The 15,414-nt window shown below is 52.1% G+C and carries 15 protein-coding genes and 4 tRNA genes; 10 read left to right on the top strand and 9 right to left on the bottom strand.

Annotation, left to right across the window (positions count from 1 at the left end; all coding sequences use genetic code 11):
• Positions 1 to 4: 4 nt before the first annotated feature.
• From nrdF to emrB, 10 genes are all read left to right on the top strand, one after another.
• A complete protein-coding gene (gene nrdF, locus FHD02_RS03185; RefSeq protein ID WP_042313123.1) occupies positions 5 to 964 on the top strand; it encodes a class 1b ribonucleoside-diphosphate reductase subunit beta in 960 nt (319 codons plus the stop codon).
• Positions 965 to 1,318: 354 nt separating this feature from the next.
• Positions 1,319 to 2,521 (top strand): glycine betaine/L-proline ABC transporter ATP-binding protein ProV, encoded by a 1,203-nt coding sequence (gene proV / locus FHD02_RS03180; protein ID WP_220393559.1) that lies wholly within the window; start codon positions 1,319 to 1,321, stop codon positions 2,519 to 2,521.
• Positions 2,514 to 3,578, top strand: a complete 1,065-nt coding sequence (gene proW / locus FHD02_RS03175; protein ID WP_043017314.1) for a glycine betaine/L-proline ABC transporter permease ProW — start codon at positions 2,514 to 2,516, stop codon at positions 3,576 to 3,578. Before proV ends, proW begins: the two co-directional genes overlap by 8 nt.
• A gap of 189 nt (positions 3,579 to 3,767) precedes the next feature.
• Positions 3,768 to 4,763 carry a glycine betaine/L-proline ABC transporter substrate-binding protein ProX gene (proX, locus tag FHD02_RS03170; RefSeq protein ID WP_048215698.1) on the top strand — a complete coding sequence of 332 codons (996 nt, stop codon included), beginning with the start codon at positions 3,768 to 3,770 and terminating at the stop codon, positions 4,761 to 4,763.
• Positions 4,764 to 4,912: 149 nt separating this feature from the next.
• Complete coding sequence (locus tag FHD02_RS03165) at positions 4,913 to 6,097, top strand: MFS transporter (protein WP_042313311.1); 1,185 nt, start codon at positions 4,913 to 4,915, stop codon at positions 6,095 to 6,097.
• Positions 6,098 to 6,219: 122 nt separating this feature from the next.
• Positions 6,220 to 6,957: an AzlC family ABC transporter permease gene (locus tag FHD02_RS03160; protein ID WP_079226097.1), complete on the top strand. Its 738-nt coding sequence runs from the start codon at positions 6,220 to 6,222 to the stop codon at positions 6,955 to 6,957.
• Complete coding sequence (gene ygaH, locus FHD02_RS03155; protein ID WP_042313111.1) at positions 6,947 to 7,282, top strand: L-valine transporter subunit YgaH; 336 nt, start codon at positions 6,947 to 6,949, stop codon at positions 7,280 to 7,282. The genes FHD02_RS03160 and ygaH overlap by 11 nt, the downstream gene beginning before the upstream one ends.
• 90 nt (positions 7,283 to 7,372) lie before the next feature.
• Positions 7,373 to 7,903 carry a multidrug efflux transporter EmrAB transcriptional repressor EmrR gene (emrR, locus tag FHD02_RS03150; RefSeq protein ID WP_042313109.1) on the top strand — a complete coding sequence of 177 codons (531 nt, stop codon included), beginning with the start codon at positions 7,373 to 7,375 and terminating at the stop codon, positions 7,901 to 7,903.
• Positions 7,904 to 8,030: 127 nt separating this feature from the next.
• On the top strand, positions 8,031 to 9,203 hold the full coding sequence (emrA, locus tag FHD02_RS03145; RefSeq protein WP_137361192.1) for a multidrug efflux MFS transporter periplasmic adaptor subunit EmrA: 1,173 nt from the start codon (positions 8,031 to 8,033) through the stop codon (positions 9,201 to 9,203).
• 16 nt (positions 9,204 to 9,219) lie between these two features.
• On the top strand, positions 9,220 to 10,758 hold the full coding sequence (gene emrB, locus FHD02_RS03140) for a multidrug efflux MFS transporter permease subunit EmrB (protein ID WP_137361193.1): 1,539 nt from the start codon (positions 9,220 to 9,222) through the stop codon (positions 10,756 to 10,758).
• Between the two features lie 51 nt (positions 10,759 to 10,809).
• Here the strand turns inward: emrB and luxS are convergent, their stop codons facing one another.
• The 9 genes from luxS to csrA all read right to left on the bottom strand — a co-directional run bounded on the left by luxS (position 10,810) and on the right by csrA (position 15,288).
• Entirely contained in the window at positions 10,810 to 11,325 is a 516-nt protein-coding gene (gene luxS / locus FHD02_RS03135; RefSeq protein WP_137361194.1) for an S-ribosylhomocysteine lyase, read from the bottom strand.
• A gap of 149 nt (positions 11,326 to 11,474) precedes the next feature.
• Complete coding sequence (gshA, locus tag FHD02_RS03130; RefSeq protein ID WP_220393558.1) at positions 11,475 to 13,031, bottom strand: glutamate--cysteine ligase; 1,557 nt, start codon at positions 13,029 to 13,031, stop codon at positions 11,475 to 11,477.
• A gap of 77 nt (positions 13,032 to 13,108) precedes the next feature.
• Positions 13,109 to 13,537, bottom strand: coding sequence for a YqaA family protein (locus FHD02_RS03125; protein WP_042313100.1), 429 nt, complete (start codon positions 13,535 to 13,537; stop codon positions 13,109 to 13,111).
• Positions 13,534 to 14,100: a fructose-1-phosphate/6-phosphogluconate phosphatase gene (yqaB, locus tag FHD02_RS03120; protein ID WP_137349501.1), complete on the bottom strand. Its 567-nt coding sequence runs from the start codon at positions 14,098 to 14,100 to the stop codon at positions 13,534 to 13,536. The genes FHD02_RS03125 and yqaB overlap by 4 nt, the downstream gene beginning before the upstream one ends.
• Positions 14,101 to 14,346: 246 nt before the next feature.
• Positions 14,347 to 14,423, bottom strand: a tRNA-Arg gene (locus tag FHD02_RS03115).
• Positions 14,424 to 14,455: 32 nt separating this feature from the next.
• Positions 14,456 to 14,532: transfer RNA gene (locus FHD02_RS03110), tRNA-Arg, on the bottom strand.
• Positions 14,533 to 14,593: 61 nt separating this feature from the next.
• A tRNA-Arg gene (locus FHD02_RS03105) sits at positions 14,594 to 14,670 on the bottom strand.
• 3 nt (positions 14,671 to 14,673) lie between these two features.
• Positions 14,674 to 14,766 (bottom strand) — tRNA-Ser (locus FHD02_RS03100).
• A 336-nt stretch (positions 14,767 to 15,102) separates the two neighbouring features.
• Positions 15,103 to 15,288 carry a carbon storage regulator CsrA gene (gene csrA / locus FHD02_RS03095; RefSeq protein ID WP_000906486.1) on the bottom strand — a complete coding sequence of 62 codons (186 nt, stop codon included), beginning with the start codon at positions 15,286 to 15,288 and terminating at the stop codon, positions 15,103 to 15,105.
• Between the last annotated feature and the right edge of the window lie 126 nt (positions 15,289 to 15,414).

Genomic DNA, 15,414 nt, shown 5'->3' with positions numbered 1-15,414 from the left:
GATCATGACATTATCCCGCGTGAGCGCCATCAACTGGAACAAGATTGAAGATGATAAAGACCTTGAAGTATGGAATCGCCTGACCAGTAACTTCTGGCTACCGGAAAAAGTCCCGCTCTCTAACGACGTCCCGTCCTGGCAAACGTTGAACGCTGCCGAGCAGCAGTTAACTATCCGCGTTTTTACCGGGCTAACGCTACTCGACACCATTCAGAATGTTGCCGGTGCGCCAGCGCTAATGGCGGATTCATTAACACCACACGAAGAAGCGGTGCTGTCGAATATCAGCTTTATGGAAGCCGTTCACGCCCGCTCATACAGCTCTATTTTCTCCACGCTTTGCCAGACCAAAGATGTGGATGCAGCTTACGCCTGGAGTGAGGAAAATAATCCGCTCCAACGTAAGGCGCAGATTATTCTGGCCCATTACGCCAGCGATAATCCGTTGCGGAAGAAAATTGCCAGCGTGTTTCTGGAATCCTTCCTGTTCTATTCCGGCTTCTGGTTGCCGATGTATTTCTCCAGCCGCGGCAAACTGACGAATACCGCCGATCTCATTCGTCTGATCATTCGTGATGAAGCGGTCCACGGGTATTACATTGGTTATAAATTTCAAAAAGGCCTGGAGTATATTTCTGAATCCGCACGCGAGGAGTTAAAGAATTTTGCCCTCGACCTGCTCATGGAACTGTATGATAACGAAGCGCGTTATACGGAAGAATTGTATGCAGAAACCGGTTGGGTGGATGACGTCAAAGCCTTCCTCTGTTACAACGCCAATAAGGCATTAATGAATTTGGGTTATGAGGCGTTATTCCCGCCAGAGATGGCGGAGGTTAACCCGGCAATCCTTGCCGCGCTGTCGCCCAATGCAGACGAAAACCACGATTTCTTCTCAGGTTCTGGCTCATCTTATGTAATGGGCAAAGCGGTCGAAACTGAAGACGACGACTGGAATTTTTAACTCTCATTTTCACGGGAAATACCGTACATTTTTCGCGGAAATATTTTAACAGGATCACACTTTTATCGTGCAAATATAATTGTGTGATCTACACTCAATATCAGCCGCATTATTCGCCTGCATTCCATCAATTCAGGCGCCTTTTCATTGGCATTTACAAAAAATATCAGTCTACTCATATTCGCGCTCAGCCCTTATATCACGGGAAGTCCCGCCATCTCAGCTTCGGCAATATTCATGCCACAACTAAATTCAGGGTTGTCTCAGATTCTCAGTATGTTAGGGTAGAAAAAGGTCACTATTTCCATCAGGTAATATATCGATATAAACAAATAACAGGAATCATTCTATTGCATGGCAATTAAATTAGAAGTGAAGAACCTCTATAAGATATTTGGCGAGCATCCTCAGAGAGCGTTCAAATATATTGAAAAAGGACTTACCAAAGAGCAAATTCTGGATAAAACAGGGCTATCGCTTGGCGTTAAAGACGCCAGTCTGGCCATTGAAGAAGGCGAGATATTTGTCATCATGGGATTATCCGGCTCGGGTAAATCCACAATGGTACGCCTTCTCAATCGCCTGATTGAACCCACCCGCGGACAGGTACTGATCGACGGCGTAGATATCGCCCGGATCTCCGATGCCGAACTCCGCGAGGTGCGCAGAAAAAAGATTGCGATGGTCTTTCAGTCCTTTGCCCTGATGCCGCATATGACGGTGCTGGACAATACGGCATTCGGCATGGAATTAGCCGGCGTCGCCGCGGATGAACGTCGCGAAAAGGCGCTGGATGCTCTACGTCAGGTTGGTCTGGAGAATTACGCTCACGCTTACCCGGATGAACTTTCCGGGGGGATGCGTCAGCGTGTAGGTCTCGCCCGCGCATTAGCCATTAACCCTGACATCTTATTAATGGATGAGGCCTTCTCAGCCCTCGATCCATTAATTCGTACTGAGATGCAGGATGAACTGGTAAAACTACAGGCGAAGCATCAACGTACCGTGGTCTTTATATCGCATGACCTCGACGAAGCCATGCGCATTGGCGACAGAATTGCCATTATGCAAAACGGTGAAGTGGTCCAGGTCGGCACGCCAGATGAAATCCTGAATAATCCGGCCAATGATTATGTACGCACCTTCTTCCGTGGCGTCGATATTAGCCAGGTCTTTAGCGCGAAAGATATTTCACGCCGTAGTCCCGAAGGTTTGATTCGTAAAAACCCCGGGGTGGGTCCACGTTCTGCGCTGCAATTATTGCAGGACAAAGATCGCGAATATGGTTACGTGATCGAACGCGGCAATAAATTCGTTGGCGTTGTCTCTATCGACTCATTAAAAACAGCGTTAAGTCAGGCGCAAGGTATTGAAGCGGCATTGATCGATGAGCCGTTAGCCGTAGATGCACAAACCCCTCTCAGCGAGTTGCTTTCTCATGTCGGTCAGGCCCCGTGCGCGGTGCCGGTTGTAGATGAGGAACAGCAGTATGTGGGCGTCATTTCAAAACGCATGCTGTTACAGGCTTTAGATCGTGAGGGGGTAAACAATGGCTGATCAAACTAATCCGTGGGACACCACACCAGCGGCCGATAGCGCCGCACAAACCGCCGATGCCTGGAGCACGCCGTCTGGCGCACCTACTGACGGCGGTAGCGCAGACTGGCTGACCAGCGCGCCCGCGCCGGCACCAGAGCATTTCAACATTATGGATCCGTTCCATAAGACGCTGATCCCATTGGACAGTTGGGTCACCGAAGGGATCGACTGGGTGGTTACCCATTTTCGTCCGGTCTTCCAGGGCATCCGTGTACCGGTGGATTACATTCTCAACGGCTTCCAGCAGCTTCTGTTAGGTATGCCAGCGCCCGTGGCGATTATCCTGTTCGCCCTGATTGCCTGGCAGATTTCCGGCGTAGGAATGGGGGTCGCGACGCTGATTTCGTTGATTGCTATCGGCGCCATTGGCGCGTGGTCGCAAGCGATGATCACGCTGGCGCTGGTGCTGACCGCATTACTGTTCTGTGTGGTAATCGGTCTGCCGATGGGCATCTGGTTGGCGCGCAGCCCTCGGGCGGCAAAGATTGTTCGTCCGCTGCTGGATGCGATGCAAACCACCCCCGCCTTCGTGTATTTGGTGCCGATTGTCATGCTGTTCGGTATTGGTAACGTCCCTGGCGTAGTGGTGACGATTATCTTCGCCCTGCCGCCAATCGTCCGTCTGACCATTCTGGGGATTAACCAGGTGCCGGCCGACCTGATTGAAGCCTCGCGCTCGTTTGGCGCCAGCCCACGTCAAATGCTGTTTAAAGTGCAGCTCCCGCTGGCGATGCCCACCATTATGGCCGGGGTTAACCAAACGCTGATGCTGGCGCTCTCGATGGTGGTCATCGCCTCGATGATTGCCGTTGGCGGATTGGGTCAGATGGTTCTGCGAGGAATTGGTCGTCTGGATATGGGATTAGCCACGGTTGGTGGCGTTGGGATTGTGATCCTCGCCATCATCCTGGACCGCCTGACGCAGGCCGTTGGTCGCGATTCGCGTAGCCGGGGTAACCGTCGCTGGTACACCACCGGTCCCGTTGGGCTTATCACTCGCCCTTTCACGAAGTAATACACCCGTTGCCCGGTAGCGCTGTGCTTACCGGGCCTACAATTCATTAGCTTGCACAAAATCATTCAAGTTGCATCGCGGCGGCAAACGAATGTATCCCCAGGAGCGTACAAGTAGTACGTGACTGGGGTGCATGAGTGCAGCCAACAAAGAGGCAGCTTGAAGGATGAAGTGCAATAAGGAACAACGATGCGACAGAAAGTAATTATTGCCACAGCGTTTGCCACCCTTGTCTCCACCAGCGCTTTCGCTGCCGACCTGCCAGGCAAAGGCATTACCGTACAGCCAATCCAGAGCACTATCTCTGAAGAATCCTTCCAGACGCAACTGGTCGCCCGCGCGCTGGAGAAACTGGGTTACACCGTTAACAAAACCAGCGAAGTTGACTACAACGTCGGCTATACCTCCATTGCCTCTGGCGATGCAACTTTTACCGCCGTGAACTGGCAGCCGCTGCATGATGATATGTACGCCGCGGCGGGCGGAGACAAAAAGTTTTATCGCGAGGGGGTATTCGTTACGGGTGCTGCACAGGGTTATCTGATCGACAAAAAAACTGCTGAGCAGTACAAAATCACCAACATCGCCCAGTTAAAAGATCCCAAGATTGCCAAAATTTTTGACACCAACGGTGACGGAAAAGCCGATATGATGGGCTGTTCTCCTGGCTGGGGTTGTGAAGCGGTGATCAACCACCAGAACAAAGCCTTCGATCTGGAAAAAACGGTCGAGGTCAGCCACGGTAACTATGCGGCGATGATGGCAGACACCATCACCCGCTTTAAAGAAGGCAAACCGATCCTCTACTACACCTGGACTCCGTACTGGGTCAGCGACGTGATGAAGCCGGGCAAAGATGTGGTCTGGTTGCAGGTACCATTCTCTTCCCTGCCGGGTGAGCAGAAAGATATCGATACCAAACTGCCAAACGGTGCAAACTACGGTTTCCCGGTGAACACCATGCACATCGTCGCCAACAAAGCCTGGGCGGAGAAAAACCCAGCGGCAGCGAAACTGTTCGCTATCATGAAATTACCGTTGGCGGATATCAACGCACAGAACGCGATGATGCATGACGGTAAAGCGTCTGAAGCCGATGTTCAGGGTCACGTAGACGGCTGGATCAAAGCCCACCAGCAGCAGTTCGACGGCTGGGTAAACGAAGCGCTGGCTGCGCAGAAATAACATCGACTGAATGCCGGATACGCTAACGCTTATCCGGCCTGTTTCCCTCTATCCCCCCTAAACCGCACAATCCATCACCCAACAAATCAGCAACAGTTAATCACTTCCGTTATGATTGTTTCCTGCAACCCATTATTCAGTTGAAAACCATGACGAAAACCACTCAGGGACTTAGCCCTTCGCTGATCCTGTTAATGTCTATCGCCACCGGCCTTGCCGTCGCCAGTAACTATTACGCGCAACCGCTGCTCGACACCATCGCCCGCAACTTCTCACTGTCTGCCAGTACAGCGGGATTCATCGTCACCGCGGCCCAGCTCGGCTATGCCGCAGGTTTGCTATTCCTGGTACCGCTTGGCGATATGTTTGAGCGTCGGATGTTGATTGTTTCCATGACACTGTTAGCGGCAGGCGGCATGCTGATTACCGCCAGCAGCCAGTCGCTGGGCATGCTGATCCTCGGCACCGCCCTGACCGGGTTGTTCTCGGTAGTGGCGCAGATCCTGGTTCCACTGGCGGCAACGCTTGCCACCCCGGACAAGCGCGGGAAAGTCGTCGGGACGATTATGAGCGGCCTGTTGCTGGGTATTCTGCTGGCGCGCACCGTAGCGGGGTTACTGGCGAACCTTGGCGGTTGGCGCACCGTATTTTGGGTGGCATCGATATTGATGGCGTTGATGGCGATTGCGCTGTGGCGCGGTCTGCCGAAGATGAAATCAGATACCCATCTTAACTATCCGCAACTGTTAGGCTCCGTATTCAGCCTGTTTATCCACGATAAACTGCTGCGTACCCGCGCGATGCTGGGCTGTCTGACCTTTGCCAACTTCAGCATTCTGTGGACCTCAATGGCATTTTTGCTCGCCGCGCCGCCGTTTAACTATTCAGAGGGGATGATCGGTCTGTTCGGTCTGGCGGGGGCGGCTGGTGCGTTAGGCGCGCGCCCGGCGGGTGGCTTTGCCGATAAAGGAAAATCACATCTCACCACAACCGTCGGCCTGTTGTTACTGTTGCTCTCGTGGCTGGCTATCTGGCTCGGGCATACTTCGGTGCCAATGCTGATTATCGGCATCCTGATTCTGGATCTCACCGTTCAGGGAGTGCATATCACTAACCAGACGGTTATTTATCGCATTCATCCGGATGCACGTAACCGTCTGACCGCCGGCTACATGACCAGCTATTTTATTGGCGGGGCCGCTGGTTCGTTGATTTCCGCTTCCGCCTGGCAGCATGCCGGTTGGGCTGGCGTTTGTCTGGCGGGTACTACCGTTGCCGTACTCAACCTGTTGGTCTGGTGGCGAGGTTTTCACCGTCAGGAAGCCGTAAATTAAGCGTATAGCGCTTGTTTACCGCTGATTGGGCTCCACAGGGTGTTAAGGAGCCCATCAGTCTGCTAAGGTTATAACTCATTGAACCAAGTTATATTAATTTCGGTAATGAAACCTATAACCCTATGGAAAGCCCTATACCCCAGTCCGGATCCCGTTCGGCGACGTTAACGGAAGGATGCAAAGACAGTCTACCGATAGTTATCAGCTATATTCCGGTCGCTTTTGCATTTGGTCTCAATGCTACTCGCCTTGGCTTTACGCCGGTCGAAAGCCTCTTTTTCTCCTGCATTATCTATGCGGGAGCCAGCCAGTTTGTCATTACCACCATGCTTGCTGCAGGCAGTTCTTTGTGGGTCGCCGCACTGACCGTTATGGCTATGGATGTCCGCCATGTTTTATACGGTCCCTCCCTGCGCAGCCGTATCACACAGCGACTGAACAAGCCCAAAAGCGCGCTGTGGGCCTTTGGCCTCACCGATGAAGTCTTTGCCGCTGCAACGGCTAAACTGGTACGGGATAATCGGCGCTGGAGTGAAAACTGGATGATTGGCATTGCGCTATGTTCCTGGGCTTCCTGGGTATTCGGCACGGTGGTCGGCGCGTTTTCCGGTAGTGGTTTACTCAAAGATTATCCCGCGGTTGAAGCGGCACTGGGCTTCATGCTTCCGGCGCTATTTATGAGTTTCCTGCTCGCCTCTTTCCAGCGTCAACAGGCGCTCTGCGTGACTGCCGCACTGGCTGGCGCGCTGGCCGGGGTAATACTCTTTTCTATCCCTGCCGCCATCCTTTTGGGCATCGTCTGCGGATGCCTGACCGCGTTGCTCCAGTCATTTTGGCAGGGAGGACCGGATGAGCTATGAAGTTTTACTGCTCGGCCTGCTGGTCGGCTGCGTGAATTACTGCTTTCGCTATTTACCGCTCCGTCTTGGGGTGGGGAATGTTCGCCCGACAAGACGCGGCGCGACGGGCATATTACTCGACACCATTGGCATTGCATCAATTTGCGCCCTGTTGGTGGTGTCTACCGCGCCAGAAGTGATGCACGATGCTCGCCGGTTCGTGCCTACGCTGGTGGGGTTTGTCATACTGGGCGCAAGCTTCTATAAGACCCGCAGCATCATCATTCCGACCTTACTGAGTGCTCTGGGCTACGGATTAGCCTGGAAAATGCTGGTTGGCTTATAGATAAAAACAATCATTTTAAATAAATAATACATTTACTTTATTTGTCACTGTCGTTACTATATCGGCTGAAACTAATGAGGTTATACCCAAATGGATAGTTCGTTTACGCCCATTGAACAAATGCTAAAATTTCGCGCCAGCCGCTACGAAGAGTTCCCTTATCAGGAAGTGCTTCTGACTCGTCTTTGCATGCACATGCAAGGCAAGCTGCTGGAAAATCGCAATAAGATGCTGAAAGCTCAAGGGATTAACGAGACATTGTTTATGGCGTTGATTACGCTGGAGTCTCAGGAAAACCACAGTATTCAGCCTTCTGAACTGAGTTGCGCGCTTGGCTCGTCACGGACTAACGCTACCCGCATTGCGGATGAGTTAGAAAAACGTGGCTGGATTGAACGTCGCGAAAGCGATAACGATCGCCGCTGTCTGCATCTGCAATTGACCGAAAAAGGCCATGCTTTTTTGCAAGAGGTTTTACCACCTCAGCACAACTGCCTGCATCAACTCTGGTCATCTCTCAGCACCACCGAAAAAGATCAGCTTGAGCAAATCACCCGTAAACTTCTGACCCGTCTTGATCAGATGGAGCAGGATGGCACGGTATTAGAAGCGCTGCGCTAACGCGCTGACTCGCTCAGAAATCCAGATTTATAAATGAAAACCGACAGGCCAGCACGCATACTGCTGGCCTTTCTGATGAACAGGTCGGCTCAGCCGATGTGAAAAAAATAAGATCGTGGAGAACAACATGAGCGCAAATGCGGAGACTCAAACCCCGCAGCAACCGGTTAAGAAGAATGGCAAACGTAAAAATGCGCTGCTCCTTCTGACCTTGCTCTTTATTATCATTGCCGGGGCTATTGGGATTTATTGGTTTTTAGTACTGCGTCATGTCGAAGAGACGGACGATGCGTACGTGGCAGGGAACCAGGTTCAAATCATGGCGCAGGTATCAGGCAGCGTGACGAAAGTCTGGGCTGATAACACTGACTTTGTTAAACAAGGCGATGTGCTGGTTACCCTCGATCAGACGGATGCTAAGCAGGCATTTGAAAAAGCCAAAACGGCATTGGCTTCCAGCGTGCGCCAGACGCACCAGCTGATGATCAACAGCAAGCAGTTACAGGCAAGCATTGAAGTGCAGAAAACCGCTCTGGCACAGGCGCAAAGCGATTTTAATCGTCGCGTACCGCTGGGCAATGCGAACCTGATTGGCCGCGAAGAACTGCAACATGCGCGTGATGCCGTTGCCAGCGCTCAAGCGCAGCTTGATGTCGCAATCCAACAATATAATGCTAACCAGGCGATGATTCTCGGCAGCAAGCTGGAAGATCAGCCTGCCGTGCAACAGGCCGCCACCGAAGTGCGCAACGCCTGGCTGGCGCTGGAACGTACCAGAATCGTCAGTCCAATGACCGGCTATGTTTCCCGTCGTTCCGTCCAGCCTGGCGCGCAAATCAGCCCAACCACGCCGCTGATGGCGGTTGTTCCGGCCACCAACCTGTGGGTCGATGCCAACTTTAAAGAAACGCAGCTTGCGCACATGCGTATCGGCCAGCCTGCGACAGTTATCAGTGATATTTACGGCGATGACGTGAAATACACCGGTAAAATTGTTGGCCTGGATATGGGTACGGGCAGCGCCTTTTCTCTCCTGCCTGCGCAAAACGCAACCGGTAACTGGATCAAAGTCGTCCAGCGTCTGCCGGTACGTATCGAACTGGATGCGCAGCAACTGGCGCAGCATCCTCTGCGGATCGGTTTGTCCACGCTGGTTACGGTGGATACCTCAAATCGCGACGGACAAATTCTGGCAAGCCAGGTCCGTACCACACCGGTATCAGAAAGTAATGCACGTGAAATCAACCTTGATCCGGTCAATAAGATGATCGAAGAGATCGTGCGGGCCAACGCGGGCTAATTCAAAGGTGCGTGTGATGCAACAGCAAAAACCGCTGGAAGGCGCGCAGCTCGTCATTATGACGATCGCGCTGTCTATGGCGACATTCATGCAGGTGCTGGACTCCACCATTGCTAACGTGGCGATCCCCACTATCGCCGGGAACCTGGGCTCTTCGCTGAGCCAGGGGACCTGGGTGATCACCTCTTTTGGGGTGGCGAACGCTATCTCTATTCCGATCACCGGCTGGCTGGCAAAGCGCGTTGGCGAAGTGAAGCTATTTATGTGGTCGACTATCGCTTTCGCCATTGCGTCGTGGGCGTGCGGTATGTCCAACAGCCTGAACATGCTGATTTTCTTCCGCGTGGTACAAGGGATTGTCGCCGGTCCATTAATTCCGCTTTCGCAAAGCCTGTTGCTGAATAATTATCCTCCCGCCAAGCGTTCCATCGCCCTCGCGCTATGGTCGATGACGGTGATTGTCGCCCCAATATGCGGCCCGATTCTTGGGGGCTATATTAGCGACAACTATCACTGGGGTTGGATATTCTTCATCAACGTGCCAATCGGCGCGGCGGTGGTATTGATGACCCTGCAAACTCTACGCGGGCGAGAAACCAAAACCGAGCAGCGACGCATTGACGCCATTGGTCTGGCATTGCTGGTCATTGGTATCGGTAGCTTGCAGATTATGCTCGACCGCGGCAAAGAGCTGGACTGGTTTGCCTCACAGGAGATTATCATCCTGACGGTGGTTGCCGTTGTCGCTATCAGCTTCCTGATCGTCTGGGAGCTTACCGACGAGCATCCGATTGTCGACCTCTCGCTGTTTAAGTCGCGAAACTTTACCATCGGCTGTTTGTGTATCAGTCTGGCCTATATGCTCTACTTCGGTGCAATCGTCCTGCTGCCGCAGCTATTGCAGGAGGTTTACGGATATACGGCAACCTGGGCCGGTCTGGCCTCCGCGCCGGTTGGGGTGATCCCGGTGATCCTGTCACCGATAATCGGTCGCTTCGCGCATAAGCTGGATATGCGTCGGCTGGTCACGTTCAGTTTTATTATGTACGCCGTCTGTTTCTACTGGCGCGCGTGGACGTTCGAACCGGGTATGGACTTTGGCGCATCGGCCTGGCCGCAGTTTATTCAGGGTTTCGCAGTAGCCTGCTTCTTTATGCCGCTGACAACCATTACGCTGTCCGGTTTACCGCCTGAACGTCTGGCTGCGGCGTCCAGCTTGTCTAACTTTACGCGAACGCTGGCAGGTTCTATCGGGACTTCCATTACCACGACAATGTGGACTAACCGTGAGTCGCTACACCATGCACAGCTAACGGAGTCCGTTAACCCCTACAACCCCAATGCGCAGGCTATGTATGACCAGCTGCAGGGATTGGGGATGAGCAAGGAACAAGCCTCTGGTTGGCTGGCCCAGCAGATAACCAATCAAGGGCTGATCATTTCCGCCAACGAAATCTTCTGGATGTCGGCGGGGATCTTCCTGGTGCTGCTTGGTCTTGTCTGGTTCGCTAAACCACCGTTTGGTGCAGGCGGCGGTGGCGGCGGCGCGCATTGATCAAAAAAGCCAGTTCAAATGAACTGGCTTTTTTTATACCGGGTGACGCTGCTAAATATGCAGTTCCTGCAGTTTCTCTTTCGGTAGCGCCAGCTCTTCATTGCTATTCACACGAACATCGTGCTCAAGGATATGACGGGCAATGTCCTGCGCTTCACTGAGCGAGTGCATCTGATACGTGCCGCACTGGTAAATGTTCAGTTCTGGGATCTGGTTTTGATCCTGCACTTTCAGTACGTCCGCCATCGCCGCTTTCCACGCGTCGGCAACACGCTGCTCGTCCGGGGTACCAATCAGACTCATGTAGAAGCCGGTGCGGCATCCCATCGGAGAGATATCAATAATCTCAATGCCGTTACCGTTGAGGTGGTTACGCATAAAACCTGCAAACAGGTGTTCCAGCGTGTGGATACCTTTCTCAGGCATCACTTCTTTGTTCGGAATGCAGAAACGCAGATCGAACACGGTGATTGCGTCGCCATGCGGGGTGTTCATCGTTTTTGCAACCCGGACCGCGGGAGCTTCCATCCGGGTGTGATCGACAGTAAAACTATCTAACAACGGCATTTAGCCACCTCCGATAAATTTTTTAAAAATAATCTGAACTCTTTGTTCCGGGGCGAGTCTGAGTATATGAAAGACGCGCATTTGTTATCATCATCCCTGTTTTCAGAGATGAAATTTTGGCCACTCCCGAGTGGCCTTTTTCTTTTGTATCAAGCGTGCTTTTCCAGCCACACGCTAAACGGCTCGGTATCAGCCGCTTCGATCTCCTGCTGACGACGCTTTGAAGCTTCGGTTTCAGCAATAAACTCTTCTTCCTGCAATATCTCCAACGGCTCTTCGCGCAGCAGATTGCGGTAAGCTTCACCCAACGCTTTCCCCGTACCGCCAATACCTTCATCAATCATAGACCGTAGGATCCGGGCGGAGAAAGTCAGTTCAGGATTATCAAAGCAGGCAATCAACTCGTCGCATACCTTTTGATACTCCTCTCCCCCGTGGATGCTGTCCAGCGTTTGTGCTACGCGTTTCAGGTCGCGGAACAAATCTTTACCCACTTTAGGCAGTGGGAACTGCGCTGTCTCACAGCCAATGCCTAAGGTCAGGCCAGGCTTACGCCCTTCCAGAATAACCCGATTCCAGTTAGTACGCGTACATAACAGCTCATCGCTACTCATTTCCGGCGCATCGGCCAATGCGCACCAGACCATAAACAGATCGAGGAAGCGCACCTGTTGCTCGTCTACGCCGATTGGTGAGAACGGGTTAATATCCAGTGAACGTACTTCGATGTACTCAATACCGCCACGCAGAAGGGCGTCAGAAGGCGTTTCACCACGACGAGTAACGCGTTTTGGACGAATAGGCGCATACAGTTCATTTTCAATCTGCAAAACGTTGCTGTTAATTTGCAGACGCTTACCGTCCTTCTCCAGACCGATCGCCGCGTACTCCTCGGAAGGGGTTTTGATCGCGCGCTTTAATCCTGCCACATACTCATGCAAATCGTTAAACGTAATTCCGAGATTGCTTTGCGACTTATTGGTATAGCCCAAATCACTCAAACGTAGCGACGTCGCGTACGGCAGGTAATACATCCCACAGTCGGTTTTTTCAAACGGCAGGGTGGTCGGTTTTCCTTGCAGGAAGGAGGAACAAATGGCCGGAGAAGCGCCAAACAGATACGGGATGACCCAGCCAAAACGGTAATAGTTACGGATCAGACGGAAGTAACCCGCAGAGATCTTCTCTTTAGCATCTTCACCGTCCGTTACGCCGCATTTCGCCTGCCAGAAAGCCATCGGCAGCGAGAAGTTGTAATGTACGCCGGAGATGGTCTGCATCAACGCGCCGTAACGGTTTTTGAGGCCTTCACGATAAAGCGTTTTCAAACGACCGGTATTCGACGTACCGTACTGAGCCAACTCAATATCCTGACCTTCGGCAATATAGCAAGGCATACTCAACGGCCACATACGCTCGTCACCCAGGTTTCTGGCGGTATAACGATGCAGGTCGCGCATGAACGTCAGCATTTTATGAATATCGTCGCCAGGTGGAGTAATAAACTCCAGCAGCGCTTCGGCAAAGTCCGTGGTTATCCACTTATGTGTTAGCGCTGAGCCTAACACCTCAGGATGGCCTGTCGTTGCCAATGACCCATCAGCATTAACGCGCAGCGTTTCACGCTCCAGCCCACGTTGAATCCCCTTTAACGCCTGAGGATGGTTTTCCAGCCAGGCCAGTGCCTGTGATACGTTCGGGATCAAATTGACCTCCCGCCTGTCAAAATCGTTTTAATTAGCATAATGGTATTGGTTACCCTGAAGGCTATCTCACAACACAATTAGTGCCACCACATAATGCCTTGCGTCGTAACCGCTGCGACAACAACATAGCGCAACGCCTTGCCAAGGCATAAGAAAAAGAGAACTGGGCCCCACGAGATGCGCATCCATCCAGCTAACAGGCACAGTAAATCACCCACAACCGGCATCCAGCTTAATAATAGTGTGACAGCGCCATAGCGCCGCAGCCAACCAGTGGCTTTCTCTTGCCAGCGCGATGTTTTACGCAATGGAAAGAAACGCCCAAGGATAACGTTAGTTAACCCTCCAAGGCTATTACCCATTGTTGCTGTTAAGACTAAGACCCAGGGATGACTGGCCCCAGAAACCAGCAAGGCAACCAGAACAACTTCAGAATTGCCGGGTAATAGCGTGGCGCTGAGAAAACTGCTGGCAAACAGTGACAGGAGCGATAGTCCATCACTCACAATAACCGAACATCCACGGCGTCCATCCCCGCTGCGTTCGCCGCCTGCAGTCCAAAATCGGCATCTTCAAACACGACGCAGCGCGCCGGAACAACCCCCATTCGCTCAGCACAGAGCAAGAACGTATCAGGAGCAGGCTTATGGCGTTGTACGTGATCGGCAGCAACCACAGCATCAAAATAGCGACGCAGACCAAGGTGAGCGAGCAGAGCCTCTGCAATTGCGCTTTCACTCCCCGTCCCTACCGACATAGGACGGCGACCATGCCAGTCTTTCACCACTTCAACCAACGGTAAAGGCTGGACGCTATCCAGCAGCATGCTTTTTACCTTGTCCGTTTTTTCTCGTGCCAAAACATGAGGGTCAAGATCGGCATGATTCAATTCAATAACCGACTGGGCAATACGCCACGTTGGGGAACCATTGAGGGCGACCATGGCTTGTTCATCAAACCTTAGCCCATAATGGCCCAATACCTCATGCCACGCCTTACGGTGCGTAGGTTCGGTATCCAGGATGGTGCCATCCATATCAAAAATCAAACCCGCATAACGTTCGTACATCGTCTTCTCACAAGCCGAATGACCAGACGTTATTTTATCGTAATTGATTGATTTTGTCGCTGACAGCGAATTGAGGGATGTTCAGAGAGTATGTGGAAATAATTCAAGTGGGAGATGGTGCATCCAGGAGGATTACTCACTAGTGTTCGCCCTACGGGCCGTTGCTGAAGCAACGTTATCCTCCCTGGTGCTGGCGATTATCTCGCAGACCGTGAAATAACAGTTTCACTATTATTTAGGAGAAGATGGTGCATCCGGGAGGATTCGAACCTCCGACCGCTCGGTTCGTAGCCGAGTACTCTATCCAGCTGAGCTACGGATGCATCGGTGAAACTAGATTGGAGAAAACAAGAGATGGTGCATCCGGGAGGATTCGAACCTCCGACCGCTCGGTTCGTAGCCGAGTACTCTATCCAGCTGAGCTACGGATGCATCGGTGAAACTTGCTTTACTGCCGACATTGATACCGCTACTAAAGCGCTATCAAGTAATATGGTGCATCCGGGAGGATTCGAACCTCCGACCGCTCGGTTCGTAGCCGAGTACTCTATCCAGCTGAGCTACGGATGCAAATGGCGGTGAGGCGGGGATTCGAACCCCGGATGCAGCTTTTGACCGCATACTCCCTTAGCAGGGGAGCGCCTTCAGCCTCTCGGCCACCTCACCAACACGCCTCTTGCGAGTGCTTCGAAGAACTTGTCTCTGCTCATCGTCGCTGCGTGGCGCACATATTACTTTCTGGGACTTATAAGTCAAACAATTTTTCCAGAGCTTTTATCGTTTGCACATTTCACGCGCAATTAGTCTGCAAAAACGGCAAAAAGAGTGTTTTATCAACAGATAAATTGGCAGTTTCCTGCCGGCAATGTACAAACAGAAAATTCGCCGGGAACGACAATATGCGTATGGGAAACGAGAAAACGAGGGAATGAAGCAGAAAAGCGAAGAAAGAGGACAACTCAATCAGGTTGCGCCTCACCAGAAAGGTGAGACGCGAAAACCTTAGTAACTGGACTGCTGGGATTTTTCAGCCTGGATACGCTGGTAGATCTCTTCACGATGGACAGAAACTTCTTTCGGGGCGTTTACGCCAATGCGTACCTGGTTGCCCTTCACCCCTAAAACTGTCACGGTGACCTCATCGCCTATCATGAGGGTCTCACCAACTCGACGAGTCAGAATCAGCATTCTTTGCTCCTTGAAAGATTAAAAGAGTCGGGTCTCTCTGTATCCCGGCATTATCCATCATATAACGCCAAAAAGTAAGCGATGACAAACACCTAAGTGTAAGCAGTCACGGCATCACATTCTGTT

It is taken from the genome of Citrobacter sp. EC_71, assembly GCF_019584005.1.
Taxonomy (GTDB): Bacteria; Pseudomonadota; Gammaproteobacteria; order Enterobacterales; family Enterobacteriaceae; genus Citrobacter; species Citrobacter werkmanii.
The sequence above is the reverse complement of the archived record's forward strand: the minus strand, read 5'-3'. Positions and strand labels throughout refer to the sequence as shown.

What these genes read in the sequence shown, in the direction of transcription:
- emrA (WP_137361192.1), top strand. Translation starts at nt 8,031, where the DNA reads ATGAGCGCAAATGCGGAGACTCAAACCCCGCAGCAACCGGTTAAGAAG.
- FHD02_RS03165 (WP_042313311.1), top strand. Translation starts at nt 4,913, where the DNA reads ATGACGAAAACCACTCAGGGACTTAGCCCTTCGCTGATCCTGTTAATG.
- proW (WP_043017314.1), top strand. Translation starts at nt 2,514, where the DNA reads ATGGCTGATCAAACTAATCCGTGGGACACCACACCAGCGGCCGATAGC.
- proV (WP_220393559.1), top strand. Translation starts at nt 1,319, where the DNA reads ATGGCAATTAAATTAGAAGTGAAGAACCTCTATAAGATATTTGGCGAG.
- luxS (WP_137361194.1), bottom strand. Translation starts at nt 11,325, where the DNA reads ATGCCGTTGTTAGATAGTTTTACTGTCGATCACACCCGGATGGAAGCT.
- csrA (WP_000906486.1), bottom strand. Translation starts at nt 15,288, where the DNA reads ATGCTGATTCTGACTCGTCGAGTTGGTGAGACCCTCATGATAGGCGAT.
- FHD02_RS03160 (WP_079226097.1), top strand. Translation starts at nt 6,220, where the DNA reads ATGGAAAGCCCTATACCCCAGTCCGGATCCCGTTCGGCGACGTTAACG.
- emrR (WP_042313109.1), top strand. Translation starts at nt 7,373, where the DNA reads ATGGATAGTTCGTTTACGCCCATTGAACAAATGCTAAAATTTCGCGCC.
- emrB (WP_137361193.1), top strand. Translation starts at nt 9,220, where the DNA reads ATGCAACAGCAAAAACCGCTGGAAGGCGCGCAGCTCGTCATTATGACG.
- proX (WP_048215698.1), top strand. Translation starts at nt 3,768, where the DNA reads ATGCGACAGAAAGTAATTATTGCCACAGCGTTTGCCACCCTTGTCTCC.
- ygaH (WP_042313111.1), top strand. Translation starts at nt 6,947, where the DNA reads ATGAGCTATGAAGTTTTACTGCTCGGCCTGCTGGTCGGCTGCGTGAAT.
- nrdF (WP_042313123.1), top strand. Translation starts at nt 5, where the DNA reads ATGACATTATCCCGCGTGAGCGCCATCAACTGGAACAAGATTGAAGAT.
- yqaB (WP_137349501.1), bottom strand. Translation starts at nt 14,100, where the DNA reads ATGTACGAACGTTATGCGGGTTTGATTTTTGATATGGATGGCACCATC.